General features: G+C 73.8%; 9 protein-coding genes. 2 read left to right on the top strand and 7 right to left on the bottom strand.

The annotated features are described in order from the left end of the window. Nucleotides 1–22: 22 nt before the first annotated feature. On the bottom strand, nt 23–1,597 hold the full coding sequence (locus DFQ13_RS02935) for a putative glycoside hydrolase (RefSeq protein ID WP_110078680.1): 1,575 nt from the start codon (nt 1,595–1,597) through the stop codon (nt 23–25). Nucleotides 1,598–1,726: 129 nt separating this feature from the next. On the opposite strand from DFQ13_RS02935, the gene DFQ13_RS02930 reads away from it, so the two are divergent. Continuing rightward, a complete protein-coding gene (locus DFQ13_RS02930) occupies nt 1,727–2,755 on the top strand; it encodes a polysaccharide deacetylase family protein (protein WP_110078679.1) in 1,029 nt (342 codons plus the stop codon). Nucleotides 2,756–2,781: 26 nt separating this feature from the next. Here DFQ13_RS02930 and DFQ13_RS02925 read toward each other — a convergent pair whose 3' ends face one another. The 6 genes from DFQ13_RS02925 to DFQ13_RS02900 form a co-directional block, all read right to left on the bottom strand. Then, entirely contained in the window at nt 2,782–3,672 is an 891-nt protein-coding gene (locus tag DFQ13_RS02925) for a class I SAM-dependent methyltransferase (RefSeq protein WP_110078678.1), read from the bottom strand. Continuing rightward, nucleotides 3,621–4,256 (bottom strand): cysteine hydrolase family protein, encoded by a 636-nt coding sequence (locus tag DFQ13_RS02920; RefSeq protein WP_052020645.1) that lies wholly within the window; start codon nt 4,254–4,256, stop codon nt 3,621–3,623. The genes DFQ13_RS02925 and DFQ13_RS02920 overlap by 52 nt, the downstream gene beginning before the upstream one ends. Next, nucleotides 4,253–5,329: an isocitrate/isopropylmalate family dehydrogenase gene (locus DFQ13_RS02915; protein ID WP_110078677.1), complete on the bottom strand. Its 1,077-nt coding sequence runs from the start codon at nt 5,327–5,329 to the stop codon at nt 4,253–4,255. Before DFQ13_RS02915 ends, DFQ13_RS02920 begins: the two co-directional genes overlap by 4 nt. Nucleotides 5,330–5,384: 55 nt before the next feature. Continuing rightward, nucleotides 5,385–5,915, bottom strand: a complete 531-nt coding sequence (locus DFQ13_RS02910; protein WP_110078676.1) for an EF-hand domain-containing protein — start codon at nt 5,913–5,915, stop codon at nt 5,385–5,387. Between the two features lie 216 nt (nt 5,916–6,131). Beyond that, nucleotides 6,132–7,226: an acyl-CoA dehydrogenase family protein gene (locus tag DFQ13_RS02905; RefSeq protein WP_110078675.1), complete on the bottom strand. Its 1,095-nt coding sequence runs from the start codon at nt 7,224–7,226 to the stop codon at nt 6,132–6,134. 4 nt (nt 7,227–7,230) lie between these two features. Further along, entirely contained in the window at nt 7,231–7,509 is a 279-nt protein-coding gene (locus DFQ13_RS02900; RefSeq protein ID WP_233438232.1) for an acyl carrier protein, read from the bottom strand. A 213-nt stretch (nt 7,510–7,722) separates the two neighbouring features. Between DFQ13_RS02900 and DFQ13_RS02895 the strand changes: the two genes are divergently transcribed. Continuing rightward, a complete protein-coding gene (locus DFQ13_RS02895; RefSeq protein ID WP_233438231.1) occupies nt 7,723–13,779 on the top strand; it encodes a non-ribosomal peptide synthetase in 6,057 nt (2,018 codons plus the stop codon). The last annotated feature ends 6 nt before the right edge of the window (nt 13,780–13,785 follow it).

Here is a 13,785-nt window from a genome sequence, read left to right as displayed (position 1 = left end):
CTCGCGAATGCCGCCGCGTATGTCAGGTGGCGGGTTGCAGGCCCGCGGTGTCGTAGCGGCAGGACGCGTTCCACAGCAGGAACGAACTGGCGCCGCTGTCCTGGGCCGCCTTGATCTGCGCCTGGACCTCGGCCGGGCCGTAGGACTTGCGCAGGCTGAACGCCTGCAACCAGGGGATCACCTGCGTGCCGCTGTCCTTGGCCTTGGCGACGAACTCGGCCACCGAGCGGGCGGTGATGTCGTAGGGCTGCGACTCCGGCTGCGCCACCCCGTACTCACCGGGACCCCAGTGCGAGGGGTAGACCATCGGGGCGATGTAGTCGACGTGCTTCGACATCAGCGGGATGTCCTGGGCCACCGGGCCCGGCCGGGACGCGGCGATGCCGAAGACCGAGGCGCCGAGGAAGGCACCCCGGTCGCGCACGGCGTCGCGGCTCTTGGCGAGGAAGTCGGCGATGGCCTGCTCCGGGGTGCCCTGGAGGCCGGGCAGCTTCATCTGGCCCAGCGCGCCCTCGGGGCGGCGGATGTAGTCGTAGAGGACGTCGTCGAAGCCGATGGTCGCCGCCTCGGTGGCCAGGTCCAGGTTGTAGCCCACGACCTCGGGGTTGGCGAAGTTGGTGAAGGCGTAGTCGCCGTAGCCGCCCGACCACGGCCTGCCGTCGTGGGTCTGCACGACCCGGTCGGTCTTGCCCGAGGTCCACGACGCCCTGGCCAGGATCGGGTCGCGGAACGCGACGAGCCTGCCGACGACCCGCACCCCCGCCTGGTGCAGTTGGTCGACGACGGCCTTGGCGTCGTAGTGGCTGCGGGTGGCGCCGATCTCGCGGGCCAGCGGCACCTGCGACTGGTAGCCGACCTCGCCGCTCTCGTCCTTGATGTCGAGCTGGATGGTGTTGATCCGGCCCTCGCGCGCCATCTGGAGCACCGGTTCGCGCAGGGCGTCCGACGTCCACGCCATCGCGGTCATGTGGACCGCCTTCATGCCGGGGTGGCGCACCGGCACGGTGAAGTCCTGCTTGGCGCTGTTGCCCGCACCGTCCCTGGCGGACAGCAGCACCTTGGCGGGGGCCTTGTCGAACTGGACCGCGAACGCGCCGTCGTCGCCGATCGGGACGGTCTTGTCGTCGGCGGTCACGGCCGTGGCGCCGGTCGCCTTGCCCTTGAGGGTGAAGGGCTTGCGGGGGTCGCTGACCGCCACCGGGTCGACCTCCAGCACGGGCGCGGTGCCGTCGACGGTGAAGCTCCGGGTGGCCTCGCGGTCGGGCATCATCCTGGCGGGCACGCGGGCGGAGACGCTGTGCGCACCGTCGGGCAGCGCCGGGTCGGCGAGCAGCAGCCGGTCGCCGTCGCGGCGGGTCTGCGCGGGGGCGCCGTCGAGGAACACCTGGACGTCGGCCAGGTCCTGGCCCTCCGGAGCGCTGACGCTGAGCAGGCGCACCGCGTCGGTGGTGACGGTGGCGCCCTCGTCCACACCGGACACCACCGGGTCGGACGCCGTCAGCGCCCGGACGCTCAGCGGCGCCACGATCGCCAGCACGACCAGCGCCCCGATGAGCAGCGGTATGACGCGCCGCCTGCGGCTAGCCTGAGTTGCCACGTGAGAATCCCTCCGCTGACGGGTTTCGCCCCGGCTTTCCCCATTCGGCGGTGCCGTAATCCCAGGTCATACTTTCGTGTGGCCCGCGTTGCGCCGAGCGGGCGACCGGTCGACCGTGGAGAGGTGATCATGACTGACCTCGCTGCCGCCGGACGGGTGACCGCCGCCACGGCCGTGCTCGCCTTGGCCGCGGCCTGCGCGAGTCCCGAAGCCACCGCCCCGAGCGCACCGGTCATCTCGGCGGCACCGGTGGCCCCGACGTCCGCGAGCCCGCCGCCGCCCACGCCGCGGGAGGTCTCGGCGAACGAACTGGGCCAGGTGCCGGTGCTCATGTACCACCGCGTGATCGCCAACCCGAACAGCGTCTACGACCGCTCCCCCGAGGACTTCCGCGCCGAACTGGAACGCCTGGCGGGCGAGGGCTACGTGACCGTCACGGCCGCGCAGTACGCCAAGGGCGAGATCGACATCCCCGCGGGCACCCACCCGGTCGTGCTCACCTTCGACGACGGCGACCCCTCCCAGTTCGCCCTGACCCCGGAGGGCACCCCGGTGCCGGGCACCGCGGTGGCGATCATGCGGGAGGTGGCCGCCGCCCACCCCACCTTCCGCGCGGTGGGCAGCTTCTTCGTCAACGCCGACCCCTTCGCCGACCCCGGCGGCCTGCGCACGATCCCGTGGCTGCGCGCGCACGGCATGGAGGTCGGCAACCACACCCTGACCCACTCGAACCTGCGCACCGCGGGCCCGCTGGCCGCCCAGCAGGACATCGCCCGCGGCGACCAGGCCATCCGCGCGGCGGGCGGGGCGCCGGAGGTCATCGCGCTGCCCTTCGGCATCCACCCCCGCGAGGCGGGCCTGGCCGTCAACGGGCATTCCGACGGCGCCGAGTACCACTACCGGGGGGCGCTGCTGGTGGGCGCCAACCCCGCCCCGTCGCCCTACTCCGGCGACTTCGACCCGGTGCGCATCCCGCGCATCCGGTCCCAGGCCGCCACCGGCAAGGAGGCCGAGTTCGCCTCCACGGTGTGGCTGGACAAGCTCGCCGCCGCACCCGCCCAGCGCTACACCTCCGACGGCGTGGCCGACCGGGTGTCCTTCCCGCAGGACGCGGGCGCGGTGGCGGAGACCTTCCGCGCCCAGGCCCAGCCGTACTGAGCCCAGCCCCACCGGTCGGGGCGCGTTCACGGCTTGGTGGCGAACACCCACCGGTTCGCCGCCAGCGCGTCGTCGGGCTCCGGTTCGGGGCCGCGGCCGAGCAGGCGGGTGGAGTGGAAGGGGGTGCGGGTGGTGGTCGACCACCCCCGGGCGCCGAGGTCGGCCGCCGAGTCGGGGCGGGGTTCGCCGTCGAACAGCCCGAGCAGGTCGATGCCGATCTGCTGCCGCGTGGTGGCGTAGACCGGGTTGTCCCGCACCTTCTCCGGTTCCACGCCGACCTTGACCTCGTAGGCCAGGTCGCTGCCCGGGGTGACCAGGCTGTCCACGGTGTCGACGAGCCGCTTCTCCGCCCCGGCCGGGAGGTAGAGCAGCAGGCCCTCGGCCAACCAGGTGCTGCGGGCGGTGGGGTCGTAACCGGCGTCGAGCAGGGCGCCCGCCCACTCGTCCCGGAGGTCGGCGGCGATCGGCCTGCGGGTGACCGGGGGCGTGGCGCCCACGCCGTCGAGTACCCGGTGCTTGAAGGCCAGGACCTCGTCCCGGTCGACCTCGTAGACGACGCAGCCCGGGGGCCAGTCCAGGCGGAAGGCCCGGGAGTCGAGCCCGGCGCCGAGCAGCACGACCTGGTGGGCGCCCGCGCGGGCGGACCGGAGCAGGTGGTCGTCGAAAACCCTGGTGCGCAGGCCGAAGTAGCGCGCCAGCCGACCCCACAGCGGGCTGGTGTCGCCGTCGGGCGCGTCCTCGATCCGCGTCGGCCACCCGGCGGACACCGGTGCCGCGCGCACGAAGTGCTCGGCGTAGTGGTCCTGGACCAGTGAGTCGTGCCGGTGGGTCTCGATGGCGCGGGCCGCGGCGACCAGCAGCGCGGTCAGGCCGACGCCGCGTTCCACTCCGGCCGCTCCTGGCTGGACGTCGACCACGCGTTCTCCTCCTCGGCAAGGGTTGTCACGCGGGCGCCGTACAGCGCGCCCATGAAGCGCAGGACCTCCTCATCGGACCCGTGCAGGCTGGTGGTGCAGTCCGCCAGCACGGTGATGTGGAACCCCTTCTGGAAGGCCGTCCGCGCGGTCGAGTCCACGCACACGTCGGCGTAGACGCCCGCGAACACCAGGCGGTCGAAGCCCCGGTGGTCGAGGTACCCGGCGAAGCCGTCGCTGAGGAACGCGTCGAAGCAGGCCCGCTTGGTGAAGACGCGTTCGCCGGGCGCGGGCGAGACCCGGTGGAACTCCGCGCCCCGGGAACCGTCGAGGCACTTCGGCTGTTTGCCCAGCGCCTGGTCGCGCCGCCGCCAGCTCGGCCCCTGGTGTTCGAGGTCGCCGAGGAACCGGACGAACACGACCTCCACCCCGTGCGCCCTGGCCACGTCGACTGCGCGGGCCGCGTTCGCGGTGACGGCGTCCAGCTTCGCGGTGTCGCCGCCGAACCGCGCCGCGACGACCGGACCGGTGCAGAAGTCGTGTTGCAGGTCGATCACCAGGAGCGCCGCGCGTTCCCGACCGGTCACGATTCCGCCGCCAGCACGGGTTCCCCGGCTCGGGTGGGCGTGCCCAACTCGGCGAGCAGGGCGTCGACCACCGATGTGGTCGAGTGCGTGCCGCCGAGGTCCGGGGTGCGGGTGCCCCGGGTCAGCACGGAGTCGAGGGCGCGCTCCACCGCGGCGATCGCGCCCGCGCAGGAGCCGTGCCGTTCCGCGATGGCCGCCGCGGCCCGCACCGTCGCCACCGGGTTGACCACGTCGCGGCCCTCGATGTCGTCGGCGGAGCCGTGCACCGTCTGGTACTCGACCAGCCCGCGCACCTCGGGGCACAGGTGGATGTTCTCGGTGAAGCGGTTCTCCTGACGCTCGGAGCCGAACCGGTCGAGCAGGAACGGGTGCATCACGTCCGCCCACTCGTTGCCGCCGATGATCATCATCCGCGGCGAGAGGCCGTGTTCGATGAGGTTGCGGTTGACCGTGTCCGGCTGGCCCAGCGCGATCCGCACGCCGTGGCGGGCGGCGCTGCGCGCGACCCACTCGCCGAGCGCGCCGTCGAGCAGGTGGAACTTGTAGGCCATGACGACCTGGTCGGCCCCGGTGTCCGGCCACTGCTGCCGGGCCCGCCGCACGGCGAAGGCGATCACCTCGTCGGTGACGTCCTCGGTGAAGGCCATCGTCCGGGTCACCGCACCGGGGGAATGGGTGTTCTCCCCGGTGTAGAAGCCCTGGGCCTCGTCGCGGACCAGCAGCAGCGTCGCACCGGGTGATTCGATGACGTCGACCTTCACCGCCCGCAGGTGCTCGCGGACGAGGTAGAGGGATTGCGCGTTGATCGCCGTGCGGAATACGGCAGAAACCCCGAGTTCCGCTTGGGCCCGGCAGAATTCCTCGTAGTGCCGGGCGTCGTCCCGCGTGATCGACCGGATCTGATCGGCGTCGAGGGTTTTCAACGAGTTGTAGGAATGGTAGAGCCGGGGGGAACGGGTGATGGTGAAACTGGTCGAGAACAACTCACCGAGGGCGGTCAGGGTCCGTTCGAACACCCGCGCGAGTTCCGGCCCGGTCCCCCGGCCGACAGCGAGTCCGACAGTCGATTCCACCGTGCTCCTTCGCACCGGACGGCCGGGGCGCGCCGCGCGCGCCCCGGAGGGGCGGTCAGGCGGGGGTGGGGACCAGGTGGTCGCCCACGATCCCGGCCTTGTCCGGGCTGTAGTAGTCCTTGATGCTCTCCACCCAGGCGAGCACGCGGACCTGGTCGTCCTCGGTGGGCTCCAGGGCGTCGAAGAGGGTGTTGATGTTGTCGAACTCGAAGCCGATCGCCGTCATCAGCGCCACGAAGTCCGGGCGGTGGATGAGCCCGTCCTCGTCGGGGTCGGCGAGCGCGGCGAGCGACTCGGCGAAGTCGGTGAGGGTGTCGTCGAAGCGCTCCGGGGACAGGACGCAGGAGCAGTACTCCTCCATGCTGACCCGGCCGTCCCGGTCGGCGTCCAATTCCGCTTCCAGGATCGACCAGTGCTTCCGGTAGGCGGCGAGCATCGCGTTCTTCGCCGCTCCGCTCGCCCGGGGTGCGGCCTCGACGACGCGTTCCGCCGTCAGTTCGAAATCGTCGGCCTCGATGTACCCGTTGCCATTCGAATCGAAGAGCGTGAAGATGAGCTCGACCCGGTCCAACGCCTCACTGCGCATATTTGCTCCCCATTGTCGCGGCTGCCTTCCGATGCCGGTTGGGAACTATGCCAGACCCCGGGCACCGCTCCGGGAACCCAATCAAAGACCATCAGAAAGGGTGAACGGCGCTACCGCTGCGCACCGGGAACTCCGTTCGGGTCCACCGATCGGCGGGCGCGAACGACACCCGTTCGGCGGTGTGCACCACGGGCAGGTCCCGGCGGGGACGCCGGGTCAGCGGCGGCGCCGCAGGGCGTGGTCGCCGAGGTGGCGCTCGGCGACCTCGTCCGGGCCCTCGATGATCCGCATGACCACCGCGTCGCGGTGCAGGCGGCCGACGGTGCTGTCCGGGGCGATCCCGGCCGAGCCGTGCAGGCGCACGGCGTGTTCGCTCACCGCGGTGGCCGCCCGGGAGGCGGTGTACTTGGCCAGCACGGTCTCGGCGATGGCGGCGGGTTCACCGCGCTCGCGCAGGGCGGCGGCGTGGGCGCAGACCGCGCGGGCCGCCCGCGCCTCGGCCAGGCAGCGGCCGAGCAGGGCGCGCACGGCGTCGTGGTCGGCCAGCCGCGCCCCGCCCTGGGTCCGGGTGCCGACGTGGGTGGCGGTGTGGTCGAGGCAGGACTCGGCGATGCCGACGCAGCCCCAGGCCACGGTGAAGCGCCCGTGGTCCAGCGCCGTCCCGGCCACGTGCGAGAGGCCGTAGCCGGGTGGGGCGATCGCGTTGGCAGCCGGGATGGTCACGTCGTCGAAGCGCACGTTGGCGATCCGCGCGGCGCGCATCCCGAGCTGCCCGGTGACCGGTTCCACCGTCACGCCGGGGCGATCGGCCTCCACCAGGGCGGTCCGCAACCCTCCCCCGGACCGGGCCAGGACCAGGAACGCGTCGGCGCTCTGCCCGAAGGTGACCCACACCTTGCGCCCCCGCACCCGCAACCCGCCCGGGGTGGCCGAAATCTCGGTGTCCACAGCGGACAGGTCGGTGCCCGCGCCCGTCTCGGTGGCGGCGAAGGCGGCCAGCCGGTCGCCACCGGCCAGGGCGGGCAGCCAGGTGGCGCGCTGCCCCCGGTCGCCCCAGCGCAGGACGGTGGCGGCCACCATGCCCTGCACGGTGACCAGGGCGCGCAGGGCGCTGCACACCCCGCCCAGGCTCGCGCACAGCTCGCCGACCTCCGTCGCCGACCAGCCGCGCCCGCCGTGCTCGACGGGGAGGTCCGCGGCGAGGAACCCGGCGTCGGCGACCGACCGCACCACTTCGGCGGGCAGGCCCGCGCCCGCGTCCCACGCGGCGGCCCCGGCGCGCGCGGACTCGGCGAACGCCGCGTGGTCCACGCCCTCAGCCCCGCGCCGCGGCGAGCTTGCGCTCGACGAACCTCGCCATGTTGTTCATCGTGCGGAAATTGTCCAGTTCGAGGTCTTCTGTTTCCACTTGGAGACCGAAGGCCCGTTCCACGTGCGTCACCATTTCCAGGGCCATCAGCGAGTTCACCACGCCGAGTGCGAAATAGTCATCATCGGCTCCGATGGCATTCCCCGGGAGCGCGGTGTCGAAGAACGCGCGCACCTGCCGCAAAACGTCACCGTCGACCTCCTGCGGCGAGAACTGACTGCTCACATGGCCTCCCGGGTGGGCTCCCCAGCGAACGTAACACACCCCGCCGAGGCCGGGACAGCGCCGAACGGACCAGCGCATTACAGCGCCCCGCCACTCACCGGGAGTGATTTACCACTCCCGATTCCGTTATCAGCCGGACGGCGGTGTCACCCGGGTCGGAACGACTGCGAATATCGCACCTCCGGGTCCGGTGCGGGCCAATTGCACTGCGGGGTGGTTCTGCTGCGCCAAGGATCGGAATCGCTCGCCGCGCCCCTGTCGCCCGCCCAGCAGCGGCTGTGGTTCCTGCACGAGTTCCACCCCGGCGCCGAGTACAACACCGCGGTCGGCTTCCGCCTGCGCGGCCCCCTCGACCTGGGTGCGCTCCACGCCGCGCTGGACCACCTGGTCGAGCGGCACGAGTCGCTGCGCACCACCTTCCACACCGTCGACGGCCGCGGCGCGCAGGTGGTGGGCCCGCCGTTCCCGCTGCGGCCCGCGCCGACGCCCTGCGCCGAGGCCGATGTGGAGGCGGTGCTGCTGGAGGTCACCGGGGAGCCGTTCGACCTGCGCCACGGTCCGCCGGTGCGGGCCGCGCTGCCGGCGCTCGGCCCGACCGAACACCTGCTGGTCCTGTGCCTGCACCACATCGTGACCGACGGGTGGTCGATGGGCGTGCTCGCGGAGGAGTTGGGGGTGCTGTACTCCGCCGCCGTGCGCGGCGAGGGAGCGGAGCTGCCCGCCCTGCCGCTGCGCTACGTCGACTTCGCCCGCGCGCAGCGCAAGCAGCTCACCGGCGCGGTGCTCGACCGGCACCTGGCGTACTGGGAACGGCAGCTCGGCGGCCTGAACGCCCTGGAGTTGCCCACCGATCGGCCGCACACCACCGCGCGCACCACCGGCGGCGCGCGGCTGACCCGGGCCGTGCCCGCCGACCTGGTGGCGCGGCTGACCCGGGTGGGCCGCGAGCGGGGTGCCACGCTGTTCATGACCCTGGTCGCGGCGACGCAGGTGTTCCTGGGCAGGCGCGGCGGCCAGCGGGACGTGGCGGTGGGCACCGCCACCTCCGGGCGCCACGGCACCGAGCTGGCGGGCCTGGTCGGGTTCTTCGTGAACACCGTGGTCGTCCGCTCCGACGTGGACGGATCGCTGTCGTTCGCCGACCTGCTCGACCGGGTGCGCGGCACCGTCCTCGACGCCCTGGACCACGACGCGGTCCCGTTCGACCGGCTGGTGGAGCTGCTGCGACCCGAGCGCGACCCGGGCCGGTCGCCGCTGGCGCAGGTGATGGTGCTGCTGCGCAACACCCCGGGGGGAACCCCGCGGTTGGCCGGGCTGGAGGTCACCGAGTTCGCGCTGCCGCACCGGACCTCCGCCTTCGACCTGACCGTGGAGTACATCCCCGTCGAGGACGGCCTGCGGCTGGAGCTGGTCTACAGCACCGACCTGTTCGAGGCGGACACGGTGGCGCGGATGGCCGACCAGTTGCTGGTGCTGCTCGACGGGGTGGCCGCCGACCCGGCGGGCAAGGTGGCGCGGCTGCCGCTGACCCCGCCCGCTGAGCAGCGCCTGCTGGCCGAGTGGGCTGAGGGCGAGCGCACCACCGACCACTGCGTGCACGAGCTGTTCGCCGCGCAGGCCGCCGCCCGCCCCGACGCGGTGGCCCTCACCTGCGACGGCGCGGCGCTGACCTACCGCGAGCTGGACACCGAGGCCAACCGCCTGGCGCACGGGCTCCTGGAGCGGGGTGTGCGCCCCGAGGACCGCGTCGGGCTGTGCCTGCCGCGCGGGGTCGACGTCATCGTGGCGATGCTCGCCGTGCTCAAGGCGGGCGGGGTGTACGTGCCGCTGGACCCCGACTACCCGCCCGCCCGGCTGGCGCTGATGGTCGCCGACTCCGGCACCGGCCTGGTGCTCACCCACGCGGCCCTGCGCGACCGGCTCCCCGCCGCGACACCCGTGGTGGCGCTGGACGACGGCGGCCGGTCGGGGCACCCCGGGCACGCGCCCCCGGTGCGGGTCCACCCGCGTGGCGGTGCCTACGTCATGTTCACCTCCGGGTCCACCGGCAGGCCGAAGGGCGTGCTGGTGGAGCACCGCTCGATCGCCCGCCTCGCCGCCGGGGACCCGCTGCGGGTCGGGCCGCGCGACGTGGTGGCCCAGTACTCGACGACCGCGTTCGACGCCTCCACGTTCGAGATCTGGGTGCCCCTGCTCTGCGGCGCCCGGCTGGCGCTGTGCGTGCGCGGCCTGCTCTCGGCCGAGGAGCTGGGCCGGTTCCTCGCCGCCGAGTCGGTGACCACGCTGTGGCTGACCGCGGGCCTGTTCCACGAGGTGGCCGCCGCCGACCCGGGGGTGTTCGCGGGCCTGCGCTGGCTGGGCTGCGGCGGTGACGTGATCGCCCCCGAGCACTGCGCCGAGGTGCTGCGGCGGGCCCCGGGCCTGCGGCTGGTCGACGGGTACGGCCCCACCGAGGGCACCACCTTCGCCACCGCGCACGTGGTCGGGCCGGGTGAGGCGCCGGTGCCGATCGGGCGGCCGATCGCGGGCACCCGCTGCCACGTGCTCGACCACACCCTGGAGCCGGTCCCGATCGGCGTCCCCGGTGAGCTGTACGTCGGCGGGACCGGCTTGGCGCGCGGGTACCGCGGGCGCCCGGGGCTCACCGCGCAGCGGTTCGTGGCCGACCCGTTCCACCCCGGTGAACGGCTCTACCGCACCGGGGACGTGGTCCGCTGGACGCCCGCCGGGGTGCTGGAATTCCTCGGGCGGGCCGACGACCAGGTCAAGATCCGCGGCTTCCGGGTGGAGGTGGGCGAGGTCGAGGCCGCGCTGCGCGGGCACCCGGCGGTCACCGAGGCGGTCGTGGTCGCCCGCGAGCACGTGCCCGGCCACAAGCGGCTCGTCGCCCACGTGGTGGCCCCGGGTGCCGATGGGGCGGAGCTGCGCGCGTTCCTGGCCGCGACCCTGCCCGCGCACCTGGTGCCCGCCGTGGTCGTGCCGCTCGACGCGCTGCCGCTGCTGCCCAACGGCAAGCTCGACCGCGCCGCCCTGCCCTCGGCGCCCACCCGGCAGGCCCGGACCCACGTCCCGCCCGGCGGTCGCGACGAAGAGGTGTTGGCGCGGGTCTGGGCTGAAGTGCTCGGTGTGGAGCGCGTCGGCGCCGACGACAACTTCTTCGCCCTGGGTGGGGACTCCATCCTCAGCCTGCAAGTGGTGTCCCGGGCCCGGGAGCTGGGGTTGCGGATCACCCCGAAGGACGTGTTCCTGCGCCAGACCCTGGCCGGGGTCGCCGCGACCGCCGACACCGAGCCCGCCGTCACCGCCGAGCAGGGGCCGGTGACCGGGCAGGCGCCGCTGACGCCGATCCAGCACTGGTTCTTCGCCACCGTCACCACCTCCCGCGAGCACTTCCTCCAGTGGATCGCGGTGGAGCTGCCCCCGGACGTGGACCGGGTGGCGCTGCGCGCGGCGGTGGAGGCGCTGCCCGTGCGGCACGACGCGTTGCGCACCCGGTTCCGGCAGGTGCGGGGGCAGTGGGTCCAGGACGTGCCGCCACCGGGTGCGGAGGACGTCCTCGTTCCTGACCAGTCCACAGTGGAGGATTTTCTGCTGCTGGTGCGGACGGGGATGGATCTGGACGCGGGCCACCTGTTCCGGGCCGGGGTCGTGGCCTCGGGCCGGTTGGTGCTCGCCGCCCACCACCTGGTCGTCGACGGGGTGTCCTGGCGGGTGCTCTTGGCGGACCTGCGCACCGGCTACCAGCAGGCAGCGGCCGGTCGAGCGATCGAGCCACGACCCAAGACCACCTCCTTCCGCGACTGGGCGCGATTGTTGGCCGAACATGCGGGGAGCGGCGGGTTCGACCACCACCTGCCGTACTGGGCGCAGGCGGTCGTGGACGTCCCGGTGGTGAAGGGCGAACCGGGGCACCCGGAGCGCGCCGTCACCGCGAGCCTCCCGGCCGAGGACACCGCTGCCCTGCTGCGCGCGGCGGCCACCGCCTACCGCGCCCGGGTCAACGACGTGCTGGTGGCGGCGCTGGGCGTGGTGCTTGCCCGCTGGACCGGGCACCACCGCGTCCCGCTGGAACTGGAGGGCCACGGCCGGGAGGACGTCCTCGACGGGGTCGACCTCACCCGCACGGTCGGGTGGTTCACCACCCTGTTCCCCTTCACCGCGCTGTTCCCCTCCAATGCCGATCTGCGCGGCGCACCGGACTGGGGCGTGGTGCTCAAGTCGGCCAAGGAGAGGCTGCGCGACGCGCACAGGCACGGCCTCAGCCACGGCGCCCTGCGCTGGCTCACCGACCGCGAACCGGCCGTACACCGACCCGTGGCCAGGCTGAACTACCTGGGGCGCTTCGACTCCGCCCACGACGACCTGTTCCCGCCGACCCCCGAGGGCATCGGGCTCGACCGCGCCCACCCGACCACCGGCACGGCCCGCCTCGACGTCGTCGCGAGCGTGACCGCCGGGGGTGAGCTGGAGTTCGAGTGGACCCACTCCCCCGGCGCCCACACCGAGGCGACCGTGGCCAGGCTGGCCGAGGAGACGCTGACCGCCCTGCGCGAGATCACCGCGCACTGCGCCGAACCGGGCGTGGGCGGGCCGACCCCGTCGGACTTCCCGCTGGCGGGCCTGGACCAGGCCGAGCTGGACCGGGTCGTCGGCGACGACCGGTCGGTGGAGGACGTCTACCCGCTGACCCCCATGCAGAGCGGGATGCTGTTCCACGGCCTGTCGCTGCCCGGCCTGTACCTGGAGCAGGTCGCGTTCACCGTGACCGGCCTCGACGACCCGGCGGCGCTGGAACGGGCCTGGGCGCGCGTGGTCGAGGCCACCCCCGTGCTGCGCACGTCGGTGGTGTGGGAGGGACTGCGCGAACCCCTCCAGGTGGTGCGGCGCGAGGTGGCGGTCCCGGTCGCGCACCACGACTGGCGCGGCATCCCGGAGGCGCAGCGGGAGGAGCGGCTGCGGCGGCTGCTCGCCGACGACCGCGCCACCGGGATCGACCCCGCCTCGGCGGCGCTGCTGCGGCTGGTGTTCGTGCGCACCGGGGAGACCGAGGTCCGGGTGGTGTGGAGCTTCCACCACGTCCTGCTCGACGGGTGGAGCCTGTTCCAGGTGGTGTCGGACGTGCTGGCCGTGGTCGCGGGTGGCACGCCGCGACCGCGCCGCCCGTTCCGCGACCACGTGGCCTGGGCGCGGGCGCGCGACACCGACGCCGCCGAGCGGCACTGGCGGGGCGTGCTCGCCGGTTTCGCCGAACCCACCCCGCTGCCCTTCGACCGGCCGCCGGGCCGGGCGCACCGCTCGTGCTCGTCGTCGGCGCACGACCTCGTCCTGCCGGAGGGGGTCACCGCCGACGTGCGCGGCTTCGCCCGGCGCAACCGGCTGACGCTGAACACGGTCGTGCAGGGCGGGTGGGCGCTCCTGCTGGCCCGGCGCGGCGGCAGGCGCGACGTGTGCTTCGGGTCGGTGGTCTCCGGGCGCCCGGTCGGGTTGGCGGGCGCCGACTCGATCGTGGGGATGCTGGTCAACACCGTGCCGGTGCGGGTCGAGGTCGACCCGGCCGACACGACCGACCTGCCGGGGTGGCTGGGGCGGTTGCAGGCCGCGCAGGCGGAGGCCCGAGGGTTCGAGCACCTGCCGCTGCCCCGGGTCCAGCGGTTGGGCGCGGTGCCCCCGGGTCGGAACCTGTTCGACAGCGTCGTGGTGTTCGAGAACTACCCGCTCGACCACGAACCGGCCGGTGCGGGCGGGCCGCGACTGGGTGACATCGTCGCCGTGGAGAACACCAACTACCCGCTGCACCTGGTCGCCCAGGGCGGTTCCCGGCCGGGTGAGCCGCTGGCGCTGCAACTGGGCTACGACCCGGAGCTGTTCGACGCCGCGACCGCCGAGGGGCTGTGCGCCGAACTGGCCGGGCTGCTGGCGGACCTGACGCGGGGCGCGGTCCCGGCCGTGGACCTCCCGGCGACCGCCGCACCCGTGGTCGCGCCCCCGCCCGGGCCCCGGGAGTTCACCGCCCCGCGCGGGGCCGCCGAGCGGGCCGTGGCCGACATCTGGGCCGACGTCCTGGCGGTGCGGCGGGTCGGGGTGTGGGACGACTTCTTCGACCTCGGCGGGGATTCCCTGCTGGGGATGCGGGTCGCCGCCCGGGTGGGCGCGGCCTTCGGCGTGGCGCTGTCACCGCGCGCCCTGTTCGACAACCCCACGGTCGGCGCCCTGGCCGCCTTCGTCGAGCACTCCTCGGCGGCGGTCGACTCGCGCGACTACGAGCTGTGAGACGGG

It is taken from the genome of Actinokineospora spheciospongiae, assembly GCF_003182415.1.
GTDB classification, from domain to species: Bacteria; Actinomycetota; Actinomycetes; order Mycobacteriales; family Pseudonocardiaceae; genus Actinokineospora; species Actinokineospora spheciospongiae.
Note: the sequence above shows the minus strand (reverse complement) of the source record. Positions and strands in the feature narration are given on the sequence as shown.